The organism is Tateyamaria sp. 7Alg 36 (assembly GCF_059882455.1).
In genome coordinates this window covers 2,679,325-2,695,779 of the sequence record NZ_CM187613.1, presented here as the reverse complement: position 1 = coordinate 2,695,779, position 16,455 = coordinate 2,679,325, and the positions used below count along the sequence as shown (strand labels likewise).

The following is a 16,455-nucleotide window of genomic DNA, read 5'->3' as shown; positions in this document are numbered from 1 at the left end:
GGACCCAAAGATGAACGCAAGGGGCGTGTGAGTGAGCGGGCTTGAGCGGCTTTTGCGGCCACGCGCCATCGCAGTTGTCGGGGGCGGGGCGTGGTGTGCGCAGGTGATCGCGCAATGCGTTCGGATGGGTTTTGACGGTGACATCTGGCCGGTGCATCCACGCGATGCAGTGGTTGCGGGGCTGAATGCGTATCAGGCGCTGGCGGATTTGCCGCGTGCGCCGGATGCGGTGTTTGTCGGCGTGAACCGACATGCCACCGTGTCGGTTGTGGCCGAGCTGGCGCGGATGGGCGCAGGGGGCGCGGTCTGTTTTGCCTCGGGCTTTGCCGAAGCCGCGGCAGAGGATGCGGGTGGGGCGGATTTGCAGGCGCAGCTTGTAAAAGCTGCAGGCGACATGCCAATCCTCGGGCCGAACTGCTATGGCTTTATCAATGCGCTGGACGGCGCACTGTTGTGGCCGGACCAACATGGATGTGCGCGCGTCGAACGTGGCGTTGCCATCCTGACCCAGAGTTCGAATATCGCGATCAATCTGACGATGCAGCAGCGCGGCCTGCCGCTGGCCTATGTGGTGACATGCGGGAACATGGCGCAGACGGCGCAGGCGCGGATTGCCGAGACACTGCTGGACGATCCGCGCGTCACGGCCATTGGCCTACATATTGAGGGGTTCGGTGATCCGCGCCTGTGGGAGGCCTTGGCCGCCAAGGCCCATGCGCAAAAGGTGCCGCTGATTGCATTGAAAGTCGGCGCATCGGATCATGCCCGCGCCAGCACTGTGTCGCATACCGCATCACTGGCAGGCAGCGACGCTGGCGCGCAGGCGTTTCTGGACCGGTTGGGCATCGCGCGTTTGCATGGGCTGCCCGAGTTCCTTGAGACGTTGAAACTGTTGCATGTGCAGGGGCCATTGACGGGGACGCGCCTTGCCTCCATCAGTTGTTCGGGGGGCGAGGCGAGCCTTATTGCGGATATGGCGTCCGAGACATCTCTGACTTTTCCGGCTTTGGATGCAGCGCAGACGGGCGCGTTGCGGGCCGCGCTTGGGCCGATGGTCGCGCTGTCGAACCCGCTGGATTACAACACCTATATCTGGCGCGATACGGCGGCCATGACCCGCGCTTGGGCGGGGATGACGGGGCCGGAAATCGACATGACCGTGTCCATTGTGGATTATCCGGTGACGGATGCGACCGACTGGACCTGCGCGACCCAAGCTGCGATTGGCGTGCGGCGCGCGACGGGGCGACCATTTGGCGTGATCGCGACATTGCCGGAACTGATGCCGCAGGAGGTCGCAGCGGAGTTGATGGCTGAGGGTGTAGTGCCGTTTTGCGGCCTGCGCGAGGCGTTATCCGCCATAGAGGCCGCAGCGCGAAACGGCGCGCCCCACCCTTTGCCCGTCTGTGTCCCGCGCGCGAGAGGTGAGGCTGTCACGTGGTCGGAAAGTGCGGCGAAGGCAGCGCTGCGCGCATCCGGCATCGCGATCCCCGAAGGTGTGTCCACATCGGCCAGCGATGTGCAGGAGGCTGCCGCGCATCTGACACCGCCACTGGTCGTGAAAGGCACAGGCCTTGCGCATAAAAGCGATGCGGGCGCGGTGCGCCTTGGCGTGATGCCGGACGGTTTGGGCGCGGCAGTCGCGGCCGTTGGCACCGACACGGTGCTGGTTGAAGAGATGGTCAGCAATGCAGTTGCCGAACTGCTGGTCGGGATCACCCGCGATCCGGCGCATGGGCTGGTCCTGACCCTTGGGGCGGGTGGTGTGCTGACCGAGTTGCTGCGCGACACGGCCTCCCTGTTGCTGCCCGCCACCACAGAAGACATTCGCGCCGCACTCGACCGGCTGGCCCTGTCGCGCCTGTTGTATGGCTATCGCGGCAAACCGGCAGCGGATCTGGAGGCCATCACTTCGGGCATCCTCGCGCTACAATCCTTTGCCCTGGCCCACGCCGATGGCCTAGAAGAGATCGAGATCAATCCGCTGATCTGTACCCCCGATGCGGCGATTGCCGTTGATGCACTGATCCGAATGCCCGCCCCCGAACAGGAGACGCCGACATGACCGACAACCCCGTGAAAACCCGCCGCGAGGGGGCGATCCTTGAAGTGACCCTCGACCGGCCCAAGGCCAACGCGATTGATCTGGCGACCAGCCGCATCATGGGAGAGGTCTTTGCCGATTTTCGCGACGATCCGGACCTGCGGGTGGCGATCATCACAGGCTCAGGGTCCAAGTTCTTTTGCCCCGGTTGGGATCTGAAGGCAGCGGCAGACGGAGATGCGGTGGATGGTGATTATGGCATCGGCGGCTTTGGCGGTTTGCAGGAAATGCGCGCCATGAACAAGCCGGTGATCGCTGCGGTAAATGGCATCGCCTGCGGCGGCGGCCTGGAACTGGCGCTGAGTGCGGACATCATTCTGGCCGCAGATCACGCCACCTTTGCCCTGCCGGAAATCCGCAGCGGCACTGTTGCCGATGCCGCGTCGGTGAAACTGCCCAAGCGCATCCCCTATCACATCGCGATGGAGTTGCTGCTGACGGGCCGGTGGTTCGACGTGCAAGAGGCGCATCGCTGGGGGCTGGTGAACGAAATACTGCCCGCAGACGCCCTGATGGCGCGGGCGTGGGACATGGCGCGCCTTCTCGCCTCGGGGCCGCCGCTGGTCTATGCAGCGATCAAGGAGATCGTGCGCGATGCCGAGGATTCCAAGTTTCAGGACGCCATGAACCGGATCACCAAAAGCCAGCTGCCCACGGTCGAACGGCTTTACCGTTCCGAAGATCAACTGGAAGGCGCGCGCGCCTTTGCCGAAAAACGCGATCCCGTCTGGAAGGGCCGCTAGCCGCGCCGCGCGCCCCAGATCACCACCAGCACCGACAGCGCCGTGAAGGCGGCGGCAATCGGATTGGTCAGCAGGAACCACGGATCGCCCCCCGTCGCGGCAAAGGCCTGCCGCGCGGTCTCTTCGAGCTTGGAGCCCAGAATAAACGCGATCACAAAGGGCAGCGGCGAAATCGCCAGCACCCGCATGCCAAAGCCGAGAACCCCAAAGGCAATGGTAAACCACACTGCCTCCATCCGCGTTTCCTGCACGTAGATGGCCGTCAGGGTCATGAACAGGACCACCGGCAGCAGGCGCTGTTTCGGCACCCGCGCCAGAAACCCGATGGAGCGCATGAATGCACCGCCCATGGTCCAGTTCATCGCGTTGGCGAGGAACATGCAAGTGAACAGGCCAAAGGCGATCACCAGTTCTGTGTTCACTGCCTGCGCCGTTACCTTGAACACCGATGGGCCGGGGTTGAAGCCGCCGATACTCTCTGTCGCGAGGATCAGAAAGATCGCCGCCGTGTTGCCCGGAATGCCAAGGGAAAGAACTGGGATCAGATTGGCACCGGAGACCGAAGAATTCGCCGCCTCGGTTGCCGCGATACCAAGCGGCTGGCCAGCGCCAAAGGCGGGCGCATCCGGCGCGCGTGTCCTGTCATGGCGCGCCTTGGCCGCCGTATAACCCAACGTCGCGGCAAGGGTGGACCCGATCCCCGGCAGGGCACCGATGAGCGTGCCGATGACCGACGATCGCAGGATGGTCGGGGCCAGTGCGCGCCGCTCTGCCCATGTCAGGGGCCCATCATCCGCCCCTTTCGGGCCAGCGGCGCGTTTTTGTACGGGCACGGTGTCTACCAGCGCCATCTGGTGGAACACGGCTCCGACGATCAGCACCCCGAGGATGGCCGTGACAAAAGGAAAGCCACGGTTCAGCGACTGGGTGCCCATGGACAGGCGGGGGTAAAAATCCTCTCCGGTACCGACATAGACGGTCAGCAGCCCCAACCCGCACGAAATCAGCCCCTTGCCCAGCGATCCGCCCACGGCGGCAGAGATAAAGGACAGCGACAGGATCAGGAGGGCAGTTTTTTCCGGCAGGTCGAGATAGGCCTCGACCAGCAGGGCGAGAAAGGGCGCGCACAGGATCAGCACGATGTCCGAAAACGTATCCCCAGAGACCGAGGCGAAATGCGCGATGCGCAGCGCCTTCTTCTCTGCGCCGCGCTGCGCCATGGGATAACCGTCAAGCGTGGTTAGGTAACTGTCCGGCGTGCCTGGAGTGTTGAACAGGATCGCAGGCACCGCGCCGCCGATTGTGGCCCCTTTCATCACGCCGATCAAAAAGCCGAGCACGGGCAGCAACGCGTCGGACGATATGCCGAAGACCGAGATCAGGATCGGCAGGGACACGGCCATCGCAATCGGCCCGCCCAAGCCCGGCGTGGCGCCGACCACGATGCCAAGGACAAAGCCCGCGGCGACCATCAGCAGCGTAACCGAGATACCGATGCCCAGCAGGCTGAACGCCTCCGGCCCCTGAAAGACGGCCAGCACCCCCATCCAGACGTAATCCAGCAAGTCCATCAGAAATCGCCATTCGGGGGCAAAAGCAGCGTATCAAAGGGCAAGTCGAACACCCCGATCATGGCCAGCACCGTCGCGCCCGCGATGGCAAATGCGGCCCACGTCACCCGACGCTCGGCCAGACAGATGATCCCGCCAATGGACATCAACCCGCCAAGGGCGAACCCCACATATTTCCACGGCACCGTCCCGCGCAGCACCCGGTATTCGACTGTTTCGTCGGCCCACAGCCCCACGAGCACCGCAACAAGCGGCCCTGCCACCAGCATCAGCAAAAACCCTGCCACCAACAGCCCCAGCATCGCCGCCCCGAACCGGAGCGATACAGCCTGCGGTCTGTGATCTGCATGCGGTGCGATCATCAGAACCAAACCGCCCAGCAGGATGAAAACCGCCGCCGCCGTGGGGGCAAGCGCATCTCCGATTTGCACGCGGCGGCGCACCTGTTCAACCAGCCCAGTCTCGGTATCTAACGGGATCCACACCACAAGGCACAGCAGCGCAAAGGCCATGCAGATTAGGCAAAGCACTCTGTTACCGGTGCGGGTCATACTGCGCGCGCGCCTTTCCTCTGTATCCGGCCAACTGCTGTGCCGCCTCCGGCGATCATGGCAGTTTTTGTTATTCCGATACAGCCTCTAGCAATGCGCCCGCCGCGTCGTAGCGTTCGACCAGCACTTGCTGCAACGCATCGCCCGCAATGATGACGGGGCCGCCCAATGCTTTGGCGATCAGATCGCCCGCGCGAGTGTCGGGTGTGCTGACCACCTCTGCGATGGCGGCGGCCATTGTGTCACGCGCGTCGACCGGCAGTCCGGCAGGGGCGACAAAGACGAACTGGCCATCAGCGCTGAACGGGACGCCCAAATCACTGAGCAGGGGCGCATCGGGGGATTGGCGCAACGGTTCTGGCAGGGCCGAGGCAAGGTTGACCAGATCGCCCGCGGCAACGCCCTTGGATTGCAGCCCCGCGACAAAGCCGAGGTCAAGATCGCCCGCGTAAAGGCCGTTCAACACAGCCTTGCCGCCGCGCACCTGTACGATGTTGAAAGGCACGCCATGGGTTTCCCCCAGAAGATAGGCGATGTCGGACAGTCGCGGGCTCATCGTGCCAAAACGCAGCGCCTCCCCCGCCTTTCCGGCAGCAATCGCGTCTTCGATACTCCCCCACCCTTTGTCCGACAGTGCGACGATCCCCATCTGGAAACCGGCGGTCGAGGTGATGGCAGTAAAGTCGTTCGGATGCATCCCCGCCTTCGACGCAGCGGCCATGTTGTAGCCAAGCGTTTCGGTCACGACCATGGCGATCACGGTGCCGTCCGCCGGTGCGTCCTTCAGTTCGGCGGCGAGGTTCAGACCGCCCTTTCCCGTCACCTGCACAGGGTCAATGTCCCAGCCGTGGCGCTGTTCAAGTTCCTCTGCGATCAGACGCGCCTGCGTGTCGGCAGCGCCCCCCGCCGCAAAGCCGATCATCAGTTTGATCGGTCCCGGCGGAGTCCAGTCAGCAGCATGGCCAAGCGTTGCAACCAGTGTGACGGCCAACGCCGCGCCAAGTCTTTTGACCACTGTTTTCATCAGTGCTGTCCCTTTGTTCGTGCCCGCATCCGGCATCCCTGCGGCGCGGTTGTTCTGTTTTGTCGGCCCATAATAAAGGAGGTGCGGATCAAGACAATGCGCAGATCACTGCCCCGCCAGCCCCAGATCCACAGGCAGGCCACTAGGCACTTCGGACGGGATGCCCAAGCGGCCCTGCCCTGCGGTTTTACCCGTCAGCGCGCCAAGGAATTCGACCAGTGCCGCGATGCCTTCGTTCGTCATCAGGTTCCGTTCCAAAGTGATGGCGCGGCGCTGGCGGTCAATCTCGCGGCTGTCCTGCCAGACGTTGAAGTCCGCCGCCGCAAGCCACGGCACCTCTGGCAGTGCCGCCAGTTCGGGGCGCCACATCTCGAACCCTCGGGCCGGATCAAGGTGATGGCGCACGATACCTTCCAGATCGGGATAGGCACCGTTGTGCCCGTAAGGCGCGGTCAGTGCCACATTGCGCAGCATCGGCGTACGGAAGGCATAGGCGTCCTCAAGCCGGTCGCTTTTGCCCATCCGCCCCACATCGCGCACCATCGGATCAAAGGGCCGCGTGCGTCCTGGCCCGAATGGCGGCAGGCCGATCGCGTGAAACCTCTGGTCACTAGTCAGAGGTCCGGAATGGCAGCGCGAACATCCCGCCTTGCCGTAAAACAGGGTCATGCCCGCCTTTTGCATCGGTGTCATCGCGGCGCGGTCGCCTGCCAGATAGGCGTCAAAAGGACTGTCGATACTGGTCCACTCGTGGATCATAAAGGCGCTGAGCGCGTTGGCGATATCGGCAATTGTGATGTCGCTGGCCCTGTCGATGTGGTCAAAGGCTTGCGCGAACATCTCGGCATAGGCGGGAATGTGGCGCACCCGGTCGGTCAGGATCGGCCATGCATAATCAATTCGGTCATGGATCGCGCCCGCCACCTCGTTCTCGCGCGGGTTGCCCGCCATTTCGAACTGCGCCACCAACGGAAAGATCGCCTGCGCGGCCAGCAGGTTGGCCAACCCTTCGGGCAGGCGTTCCTGCGCGGGGGAGTTGAACCCGTTCTCATACGTGTCGGCAATGCTCAGGCGGCCATCATGGAACATCACGTTCAGATCGCGCGCGCCAAGGTTCCACAAACCGGGCGCATTACGCGGGATACGCTTGGGGATGCGGTCATCGCCTGTCCCGCCGGTGCGCGTGGGGCCAAGGCCGACACCCCCTTCACCGATGCCAAGGCTCAACCCGTCGCCGGTGCCAAGGTCTGGATGGTGACAGGTGGAACAGGCGATATTGCGGTTGCCCGACAGAATGCGATCGTAAAACAGCAACTGGCCCAGTTTGGCTTGTGCAAGATCGACCGTGATGAAATCATCCGGCCCTAACGGGCGCGGCAGGTCATCGGCAAATGCTGGCGCCGCGCACAGGAGGACAACATGCGCAAACTTGCCATAGCCCTTACCTTGCTTGCCCTGCCCGCGCAGGCCGACATGGAAAAGGCGCGTGACCTGATGGAGGCAGGCGCCTACCCCGCCGCCTACGAGGCGCTTTGGCCTGCGGCGCGATCCGGCAATGCCGAGGCCGAAGAATTGATCGGCGTCATGTATGCGATGGGCCTTGGCGTGCCGCGTGACGACGAGCGCGCCTTCGAGTGGTATCTGCGTGCGTCGATGAAGGGCCATCCCGGTGCGCAATCCGGTGTCGGCTGGTATTACGAAATCGGGCGCGGCATGCCCGCGCCGGATCTTGTGCGCGCCTATATGTGGTACACCCTGTCGGCCATCGGCGGCGATCCCGACGCGGCCATCTCGCTTGAGGAAGTGGTCAAGAAGATGACGCAGGAAGAGATTGATCGGGCGCATATTCTGGTCGCTGACTACAAGGTGTGGATGTATCCGTTCCGCTAGAGTGTGGCAGGCCGACATCGATATGAAAAGAGGGCAGCGCGCCGCGCTTTGGCGCCTGTTTATTCGTGATTGGAAGCGCACGTTTTTGCCCCCGCGCATTCGCCCGCCACGGCATTCTGCCACATCCGCGATGGAACGATACCGCAGCCGCTTTGTTACTCACCTTGAAATCTACACAAACCGAAGTGAGCGACATTATGGCATTCTGCACATCCACCGACGGCACCGAAATCCACACCTTGACCTATGGCGAAGGCCGCGACGTGGTGCTGATCCACGGCTGGCCCCTGTCCCACGCGATGTGGGAATATCAGATCGCCGATCTGGTGAACGCGGGCAATCGGGTGACCGCCTATTGCCGTCGCGGTTTTGGCCATTCCGGCAAGCCATGGACGGGCTATGATTATGATACGATGGCCGACGATCTGGCCGCCGTCATCGACCATGCCGACATCAAGGATGCGGCACTGGTAGGCTTCTCGATGGGTGGGGGCGAGGTGTCGCGCTATATGACCCGCCACCGTGGCAAGAACGTGCGCGCCGCTGCACTGGTGTCTGCCGTGACGCCCTTCATGCTTAAAACCGAGGACAACCCCGATGGCGTCGATGGTCAGGTGTTCGAGGATATGAAGGAAGGGTTGAAGAAAGACCGCCCAGCATTTTTGAACGACTTCTATCAGGACTTTTTCGGTCAGGGGACCGAGGCGGGCGGTGTGTCCGAGGCGCTGCTGCACGACGCGGTGCGCGTGGCGATGCAGGCCAGCCCGAAGGCGACCATCGACTGCGTTGATGCATTCGCTAAGACCGACTTCCGCCCCGACATGGCCGCCTTTGATGTGCCGACACTGATCATCCACGGCACGGGTGACAAGACCGTCCCCTTCGAGGCCAGCGCGAAACGCGCCGCCGACATGATCAAGGATGCGGAGTTGAAAACCTATGACGGTGCGCCGCACGCCTTGGTGAACACCCATACCAAGCGGTTCAACGACGACCTGATCGCGTTCCTCAAGGCATAACTGCCTTCCGAGCCAAGGGTGTACCGCACAGCGCGGTGCACCATTGGGCTTACGCGCACCATGCCAGCGACCCGCCACCGTCGATAGGAGGCCTCATGTCTTTCCCCACAGCGATATATCTCGATTACAACGGTCAGTGCCTGTCCGGTGTCCGCTATGACGCGCCCAGTCCCACTGGTGCGCGGGTTTTGATGAACCACGCCTTTGGCGTTACCCGCACAGGGGTCGGGCGCGCTTTTGTCGATCTGGCGCGCGGGCTGACGGACGCGGGCTGTACCGTCTATGCCTTTGACCGTTTGGGACATGGCGAAAGCGACGGGCGGTTTCAGGACATCACCGTGCCGGACGAACTGGACCAACTGTCAGCAATGCTGGACCATGTGGTTCAGGAGGCGGACGGGCCTGTGCATGTGTTGGGCCATTCACTGGGTGGTATGGAATCCGCCCGCCTAGTTGCGCAAAGGACCAAGGATGTGGCCAGCCTGACCCTTTGGGCGGCGGCGGCGGTGTTTGTCGATGACATCAAGGATAACCAGATACAGGGCAAATCGCTGGACCCTGTCTATGAAACCGGCGTGTTCGACCATAACGGTCAGGCACTCGGCCTGCCTTTCGTCGAAACCGCCAAAAGTTTTGACCCCTACGAAGGGTTGGAGGCCTACACAGGGCCGGTCTGGGTACACCAAGGCGCGGCGGACAATGTGGTGCCAATGAAATACGCCGAACGCTATGCCGAGATCTGGGGCGATGCAGCGACGTTGTATCGCTATGACAAGGCCGACCACGGCTGGAACAGCCTGCCGGAGCGGACGCTGCTGCTGCAACGCACCGTGGCGGATATCGCGGGTTTGGCGCAGGGATCGTAAACACACCCATAGCCAACAAAAAGGCCGCCCCGTTTCAGGGCGGCCTTTCGCATTTTCCGGACGGGCACGCGGCCCGCAGGATCAATTTAGATCAGCATCGCGCGAAGCGTTCACGTCAGCCTCGGCTTCCGCAACGGCTTTGGTCAGCGCGTCAAAGATTTCGGGGCCACGGGCCACGTTGCTTTTGAACCACTCGTAAACTGGCGTGGATGCTGCGGCGAATGCCTCCTTCTGCTCGGGTGTTGGTACGTAGAGGTCACCACCATCGGCTACGAACTCTTCATAGGCGGCGATGGATTTACGCTTGGGCGAGGCGAATGTCGCCTGTTGCAGCGCGTAGAAACCGTCCACAACGACGCGGCGCATATCCTCTGGCATGCTGGTGAACTTTTCGTTGTTCATCCACCACAGCGCGCCCATGTAGGCGTGGCCGTCCAGCGTCACATATTTCAGACCCGCATCGGGGAACTTCATGCCCATGATGTCGGTGATCCCGTTCTTGGATCCTTCGACAACGCCGGTCTGGAACGAAGTGAACAGCTCGGGCCACGGGATCGGGGTCGGGGACGCGCCAAGCGCCTTGACGAGTTCCTGCGGCAGGTCCGCGACCACGGTGCGGATTTTCAGCCCTTCCATATCCGCAGGCTCGGCCACGCGGCGTTTGGTATTGGCAAAGTTGCGCCAGCCGCCGGTGTTCCCGATGGTCATCAGGCGGATCATGTTGTCGGAATCCTCAAGCGCCATATCGCGCATCGCCCGTGTGAAGTCGCCCGACAGCACATGTTCCGCAATCCGGTCGTCGGCCATCAGATACGGCAGGTCGAGAACCTGCACATATGGGAAGATGCCGGACGCGCCGCCGGATGTGGAAATGTACACGTCGATCGACCCGTCCGCGACACCTTGCAGACATTCCGCACCGTTGCTGCAAAGCTGTGTGCCGATGAACAGTTCGACCGCGATGGCGCCGTTCGATGCCGCTTCGACATAGTTTTTGAACACGACAAGGCCGTCATAGTCTTCGTCGTTCTCGTTCGAGTTGGCGGTGGCGCGGATCGTGTATTCCTGCGCGCTGGCCATCATGGCGGATCCGGCAACAAGCGCCGCCGCCGCAAGGGTTTTCAGGGTTGTGTTGAGCATGGTTTGGTTCCTCCCGTTATCACTCAATCGTTTTTGTTTTGGCTAGTTCGCAAACCCCGCGAGGCGAGGAATGGTCATGGAAATGGCCGGAATATAGGTGATCAGAAAGATCACGATCACCTCGACCGCAAGAAAAGGCAGGATCGCCTTGGCGATGGTTTCGACCTTTTCCTGACTGACCGCCGCCGCCACGAACAGGACAAGCCCCATCGGCGGTGTGGCCAGCCCCACGGTCAGGTTCACCGACATGATGATGGCAAAGTGGATCGGATCGACGCCCATATCGGTAAAGATCGGCGCAAGGATCGGCCCCAGAATGATGATCGCGGGACCGGCATCCAGAAACATCCCCACCACGAACAACAGCAGGTTGATCAGGAACAATAGGATCAGCGGATTTTCCGACAGGGTCAGGATGTAATCCGCAAGGATTTGCGGCGCATAGGACAGGGACACAACCGTCTTGAACGCCATTGCGGCCCCCACCAGCAGCAGCACAATAGCCGACGTCAGGCCCGCACGGCTGAGGATATCAGGCAGGTCGCGCAGGGACATGGTGCGCAGCACAAAGAAGGCCACAAACAGCGCATAGGCCACCGCCACCGCCGCTGCCTCGGTCGGGGTGAACACGCCACCGAGGATGCCGCCAAGGATCAGAACCGGCGTCTGCAAGGGCACAATGGCGCGTTTGCACACGATGCGGAATTCGGCGCTGACCAAGGTGCGCAGCACCAACATCAGCGCGTGAGCGACGATGACCGCGCCTGCCAGCGTGACCCACTGCATCGTGGTCGACGATACCTCAAGCGGGGCAACCGCCCAGATCAGCACACCGATATTCAGCCGCACCAGAACAAAAGACACCCAGTATTCGAGCGGCTTCAGCGCAACGCCGTCAAAGGCGACACGCTTGGCCGCAGGCAGGTCGTAATGATCCGCTGTCAGGCGGATCACCACCATCAGGCCGACGCCCACCAAGATGCCTGGCACGATACCGGCCAGAAATAGGGCCGCGACGCTTTCGCCCATCACATAGGCATAGATGATCATAATGCCCGAGGGCGGAATGATCGGCCCGATCACCGAACTTGCCGCTGTGATGGCGGCGGCGAAACGGCGGGTATAGCCCTCTTTCTCCATCGCGGGGATCAGCATGGAGCCGAGCGCCGAGGTGTCCGCCACCGCCGAGCCGGACAGACCCGCAAACAGGATCGATGACAGCACGTTCACCTGCGCCAGACCGCCACGCAAATGGCCCATCAGGGCTTGGGAAAACTGTACAAGGCGGATTGTGATCCCGCCCTTGTTCATCAACTCACCCGCCAACATGAAAAACGGGATCGCCATCAGCGGGAAACTGTCCATCCCGTTATAGACGTTGCGATACAGCAAGGTGATGTCCTTTTCCTGCCCGTTCATCCACAACAGCAGACCCGGCGCGGCAAGCAGCCCGAAGAACACCGGCAGGCCGATCAGAAGAAACAGCAGAAACAGCGGCAGGAACCAGATCAACATTATTCAGCCCCCGCCAGATCGCCCATGTCGAGCACGGGCAGGCGATGCCCACCGCCCAACAACCGTATGATGCTGCGCAGGATCAGTTCGATATTCACGGCCAGCAACAGCCCCACACCCACCAGCAGCGACAGCATCATCCAGCTGCGCGGAATGCGGAACCAGCCGTCCAGCGTGGGCAGATACAGCGATGCCGTGGCAAAGCGCCCGCCAAAGCCTGTCACCTCGGACCAGCCGATCTGGACCGCGACAATCAGGATCAAGAGAGAGATGCACAGCAGTACGAGCGACAGGACCGCCGCCACCCGTGACGACATGAACCCCGAGATCATGTCGAGCGCCACGAACCCGCCCCGACGGAACGCGGTTGGGGCCATCAGGCCCGTCATCCACAACATGCAAAAACGGGCTGCCTCGTCAGGCCATGGCAGGGCGTTGTTGAACACATAGCGCGCAACGACTTGGGTCAGGATGGCCGCGACCATCACCGCAATGGCGACAATGCCGATGCCGCGCCCGATCTTGAGCACAAATGCATTCACGGCGCTGATCGGTGCCAGCACCGCCAGTAGTGCGCCCATACGGGCCCTCCCTTTTTATGCGTGGTCCGGCAGTTATATGTCCGCCGTGACCGTTTCGTCTGCGCGTTATCCCTGCGCGAGGGTCCCGAAATCGCCAGCGTAGAATGTCAGCGCAGAGCCGTCGCGCATCGACGTACGCTGCACCTGTCCGACGATGATAACGTGATCGCCCGCCGCATGTGCCGCCACTCTGCGACACTCGAACCGCGCAAGGCAATGATCAATCAAAGGCACGCCATCGGTGTTCAACTCCAGCCCCTCGTCCTGCAAGGCATGGGCGTTGCGCGCCACGCGGTCACACAGGGTTTTCTGATCAGCGGCCAGCACGTGGATCGCGTAATGATCCGCCGCCTCAAAATAGGGGAAACGGCGTGCGCTGCGTTCGACCGACCACAGTACAAGGGCCGGATCAAGCGAGACCGAGGAAAAGCTGTTAGCGACAATGCCGATGGGGCCATCCGCGCTTGGCACGGTGATAACCGTGACGCCGGTCGCGAACTTGCCGAAGGCATCGCGCAACTGGCGGCCCGTATCCTGATCGGGGCGAAAAACAGTAGAAAGGTTGGGATTTTGCATGGTCATCACGCGACCTCGTGTCCAAGGGCAGCCTCGTACAGGCGGAACCATGTGGGACGGTCCAGCGTCACGCGCAGCGCATCGCCAAGCCGCTTGATCCGGTCCAGATTGTTGGTGCCCATCACCGGCAGGATGCCCGCGGGATGCGCCAGCAGGAAGGCCACCGCGATGGCGGCACGGTCCACACCGTTTTCGGCGGCCAGTTCGTCCATCACCTTGTGCAATTTGTCACTGCCCGACATCAGCCCGCCGCCACCCAGCGGGGACCACGCCATGGGGCGGTGTCCGTGACGCTGGTGAAAGGCGATGTCGCCATTGGAAAACGGGTTGATCTCGCCCAGACTGATCTCGATCTGGTTGGTGACCATCTGCGTCTTCATCGCCGATTGCAGCAGTTCCCAGTCGTAGGGGCGGAAGTTCGACACTCCCACCGCGCCGACCTTGCCCGAGGCGACGGCCTCGTCCAGCGCGGCACCGGTTTCGTGGTGGTCCATGAACGGGTCGGGGCGGTGGATCAACAGCAGGTCGATATGGTCGATCGCCATGTCGCGCAGGGAATGTTCGATGCTCGCCATGATATGGGCGCGGCTGGTGTCGTAATATTTGACCGGCGCGCCCTCATAGCGGCCAACGGGCGCGACGATATCGCATTTGGTCACAATCTCCATCTTGGCGCGCAGGCCTTTGTCGGCTTTCAACGCCTCGCCCAACAGCGCCTCGGCCACATAGCCGCCATAGATATCGGCCTGATCAAAGGTCGTGATGCCTTGATCCAGACAGGCGTGGATCTTGGCCTGAACGTGGCTGGCGGACGTGTCGGAATCGTCGCCCAAGCGCCACATGCCATAGACGATGCGGGAAAATTCTACGGTATCGGATAGTTGGACACGGTCCATCAGCGGCGCTCTCCTAGCGAAAGGGGTGTGGCGGGCGCGCTTGCAGGCACCCGTCCGTAAACGTGGGGCAAAGAACAGGTTTTCAAGTGCGGCATGACACGCGCGCCAAAGTGTTTTGCTTCGTCCAGATGCGGATAACCAGAGAAGATGAAGGCACGGATGCCCATTTTCTGATATTCCTCGATCTTGGACATCACCTGATCGGTGGAGCCGACAAGCGCCGCACCGCAGCCCGACCGCGCCCGCCCCACGCCGGTCCAGAGGTTGGGTTCGACATAGCCGAACTTGTCCGCCAGTTCGCGGGCCTTGGCCTGATGCGCCACCCCGAGAGAGCCGGAATCGAGCCCGCGTTCGCGGATGATCTGACCATATTCGTCATCTAGCTTGGACACGATGTAATCGGCGTATTCTCGGGCCTCGGCCTCTGTATCGCGCACGATCATGTGCACGCGCAGACCGTAATCCAGCGTCCGGCCATAGCGTTCAGCCACCGCGTTCACGTCGCGCATGCGCCCCGCCAAAGCCTCTTTGGGTTCGGGCCACATCAGGTAGACATCGCAATGCTGGCCGCACAGTTCCAGCGCCGCCGGCGAATAGCCGCCAAAGTACAGCAGCGGCCCGCCGGTCTGGTACGGGCGCACAGGATCGGTGGTCAGGCCCGCGAAGTTATAGACCTCGCCCTTGTAGTTGATCTCGTCCTGCGTCCACGCCTGTTTCAGGATCTCGACCACCTCGCGCGAGCGTTGGTAACGGTAGTCGCTGTCGGCCTTTTCGCCGGGAAAGTCGGAGCTGATGATATTGACCGTCAGCCGCCCTTCCAGCATGTGATCCAGCGTTGCGATCGTGCGCGCCAGCATGATCGGCTGCATCTCGCCGCAACGCACGGCGGCCAGCATGTTGATCTTGGACGTAATCGGCGCACAGCCCGCCACAAAGGACAACGTGTCCTGCCCCACCTGATAGGAGGACGGGCACAGGATGTTGCGAAAGCCCTGCGCCTCGGCCTCGCGCACGATGTTGCTGCAATGTGCCCAACTGGACCGGAGATCGCCATCCGGCACGCCAAGGAACTGGTAGTCGTCCGAACACAGCGCCGAAAACCACGACACCTCTGCCGCGTCGAGATCGGGAGACGTGATGGGGACGATGGTCATCTGTGGCACCTGTTCGGCTGAGCGGAAGTTAAGTCTTGCGTAACATTGTCGTTGATGTAGATCAATAATGTATCAATTTTCCGGCAGCTGCCCCAAAAGGTCCAAGTGAGCACCCCGCGCAACGCCCCCCATGCCCTGCCGATCTATGTGCAGATCGCCGAGCTGTTGACCCGCGATATCGTCTCGGGCCGCTTGATCGACGGGCAGCGCCTGCCGCCCGAGCGGGAGATGGCCGCCGAACTGGGTGTGAGTGTCGGCACCTTGCGCAAATCGCTGCGTGATATGGCCGAAAAGGGTCTGATCGAAAGCGTTCAGGGATCGGGTAACTATGTGCGCGCTGGCGGGGATACCGGTACGGTCTATGCGATGTTCCGCCTTGAATTGCTGACGGGCGGCGGGCTGCCACGGGCAGAAGTTCTGGCGCTGGATCACATGGACAAGCCCACCGATCTGCCCGCCTTTGGCACGGCGGATCGCGCCACGCGTATCCGACGCCTGCGCAGCCTGAATGACACAATCATCGCGATCGAGGAAATCTGGCTGGATGCGGATGCGGGAATCATCGACCCCGCGACCATGTCCGAATCGCTTTATGCTACCTACCGCTCGGAATTGGGGCTGTGGATCCAGCGCGCCGAGGATCGGGTAAGCCTTGGCACCGTCCCCGCATGGGCCCCGCAAAGCTATGAACCGCGTTCGGGCGACATGGTCGGCTATATCGAACGGTTCAGTTGGGCAGACCGGCCCGACGCCATCGAATTTTCGCGCACATGGTACGATCCGGCCCGCGCGGTCTATGTCCAACGACTGAAGTAGAAAGGCCAC

16 protein-coding genes are annotated in these 16,455 nt (G+C 62.1%); 6 read left to right on the top strand and 10 right to left on the bottom strand.

All coding sequences use genetic code 11. From position 1 onward, the window contains the following. The first annotated feature begins 31 nt into the window (after positions 1-31). Positions 32-2,065: an acetate--CoA ligase family protein gene (locus AC6GQJ_RS13155; RefSeq protein ID WP_500768956.1), complete on the top strand. Its 2,034-nt coding sequence runs from the start codon at positions 32-34 to the stop codon at positions 2,063-2,065. Beyond that, on the top strand, positions 2,062-2,847 hold the full coding sequence (locus AC6GQJ_RS13150) for a carnitinyl-CoA dehydratase (RefSeq protein WP_500768954.1): 786 nt from the start codon (positions 2,062-2,064) through the stop codon (positions 2,845-2,847). The genes AC6GQJ_RS13155 and AC6GQJ_RS13150 overlap by 4 nt, the downstream gene beginning before the upstream one ends. Here AC6GQJ_RS13150 and AC6GQJ_RS13145 read toward each other — a convergent pair. The 4 genes from AC6GQJ_RS13145 to AC6GQJ_RS13130 all read right to left on the bottom strand — a co-directional run bounded on the left by AC6GQJ_RS13145 (position 2,844) and on the right by AC6GQJ_RS13130 (position 7,343). Beyond that, positions 2,844-4,418 (bottom strand): tripartite tricarboxylate transporter permease, encoded by a 1,575-nt coding sequence (locus AC6GQJ_RS13145; RefSeq protein ID WP_500768952.1) that lies wholly within the window; start codon positions 4,416-4,418, stop codon positions 2,844-2,846. The genes AC6GQJ_RS13150 and AC6GQJ_RS13145 overlap by 4 nt on opposite strands. Beyond that, on the bottom strand, positions 4,418-4,969 hold the full coding sequence (locus AC6GQJ_RS13140; protein ID WP_500768950.1) for a hypothetical protein: 552 nt from the start codon (positions 4,967-4,969) through the stop codon (positions 4,418-4,420). The genes AC6GQJ_RS13145 and AC6GQJ_RS13140 overlap by 1 nt, the downstream gene beginning before the upstream one ends. Positions 4,970-5,039: 70 nt before the next feature. Next, positions 5,040-5,993, bottom strand: coding sequence for a Bug family tripartite tricarboxylate transporter substrate binding protein (locus AC6GQJ_RS13135; RefSeq protein WP_500768948.1), 954 nt, complete (start codon positions 5,991-5,993; stop codon positions 5,040-5,042). Positions 5,994-6,098: 105 nt separating this feature from the next. Beyond that, positions 6,099-7,343 carry a cytochrome-c peroxidase gene (locus tag AC6GQJ_RS13130; protein ID WP_500773921.1) on the bottom strand — a complete coding sequence of 415 codons (1,245 nt, stop codon included), beginning with the start codon at positions 7,341-7,343 and terminating at the stop codon, positions 6,099-6,101. Positions 7,344-7,412: 69 nt separating this feature from the next. Here AC6GQJ_RS13130 and AC6GQJ_RS13125 point away from each other — a divergent pair, with 69 nt between their 5' ends. The 3 genes from AC6GQJ_RS13125 to AC6GQJ_RS13115 all read left to right on the top strand — a co-directional run bounded on the left by AC6GQJ_RS13125 (position 7,413) and on the right by AC6GQJ_RS13115 (position 9,768). Then, positions 7,413-7,883, top strand: a complete 471-nt coding sequence (locus AC6GQJ_RS13125) for a tetratricopeptide repeat protein (RefSeq protein WP_500768946.1) — start codon at positions 7,413-7,415, stop codon at positions 7,881-7,883. Between the two features lie 197 nt (positions 7,884-8,080). Then, complete coding sequence (locus tag AC6GQJ_RS13120) at positions 8,081-8,902, top strand: alpha/beta fold hydrolase (protein WP_500768944.1); 822 nt, start codon at positions 8,081-8,083, stop codon at positions 8,900-8,902. 95 nt (positions 8,903-8,997) lie between these two features. Beyond that, complete coding sequence (locus tag AC6GQJ_RS13115) at positions 8,998-9,768, top strand: alpha/beta hydrolase (RefSeq protein ID WP_500768942.1); 771 nt, start codon at positions 8,998-9,000, stop codon at positions 9,766-9,768. Between the two features lie 81 nt (positions 9,769-9,849). Here AC6GQJ_RS13115 and AC6GQJ_RS13110 read toward each other — a convergent pair whose 3' ends face one another. From AC6GQJ_RS13110 to AC6GQJ_RS13085, 6 genes are all read right to left on the bottom strand, one after another. Next, positions 9,850-10,908, bottom strand: a complete 1,059-nt coding sequence (locus AC6GQJ_RS13110) for a TRAP transporter substrate-binding protein (protein ID WP_500768940.1) — start codon at positions 10,906-10,908, stop codon at positions 9,850-9,852. A 42-nt stretch (positions 10,909-10,950) separates the two neighbouring features. Continuing rightward, on the bottom strand, positions 10,951-12,423 hold the full coding sequence (locus AC6GQJ_RS13105; RefSeq protein WP_500768938.1) for a TRAP transporter large permease: 1,473 nt from the start codon (positions 12,421-12,423) through the stop codon (positions 10,951-10,953). Continuing rightward, positions 12,423-13,004, bottom strand: a complete 582-nt coding sequence (locus tag AC6GQJ_RS13100) for a TRAP transporter small permease (RefSeq protein WP_500768936.1) — start codon at positions 13,002-13,004, stop codon at positions 12,423-12,425. The genes AC6GQJ_RS13105 and AC6GQJ_RS13100 overlap by 1 nt, the downstream gene beginning before the upstream one ends. A 66-nt stretch (positions 13,005-13,070) precedes the next feature. Beyond that, a complete protein-coding gene (locus tag AC6GQJ_RS13095) occupies positions 13,071-13,586 on the bottom strand; it encodes a flavin reductase family protein (protein ID WP_500768934.1) in 516 nt (171 codons plus the stop codon). Further along, positions 13,586-14,476 carry an aldo/keto reductase gene (locus tag AC6GQJ_RS13090; protein ID WP_500768932.1) on the bottom strand — a complete coding sequence of 297 codons (891 nt, stop codon included), beginning with the start codon at positions 14,474-14,476 and terminating at the stop codon, positions 13,586-13,588. Before AC6GQJ_RS13090 ends, AC6GQJ_RS13095 begins: the two co-directional genes overlap by 1 nt. Then, on the bottom strand, positions 14,476-15,630 hold the full coding sequence (locus AC6GQJ_RS13085) for an LLM class flavin-dependent oxidoreductase (protein WP_500768930.1): 1,155 nt from the start codon (positions 15,628-15,630) through the stop codon (positions 14,476-14,478). Before AC6GQJ_RS13085 ends, AC6GQJ_RS13090 begins: the two co-directional genes overlap by 1 nt. Positions 15,631-15,735: 105 nt before the next feature. Here AC6GQJ_RS13085 and AC6GQJ_RS13080 point away from each other — a divergent pair, with 105 nt between their 5' ends. Beyond that, on the top strand, positions 15,736-16,446 hold the full coding sequence (locus AC6GQJ_RS13080) for a GntR family transcriptional regulator (protein ID WP_500768928.1): 711 nt from the start codon (positions 15,736-15,738) through the stop codon (positions 16,444-16,446). Positions 16,447-16,455: the final 9 nt, after the last annotated feature.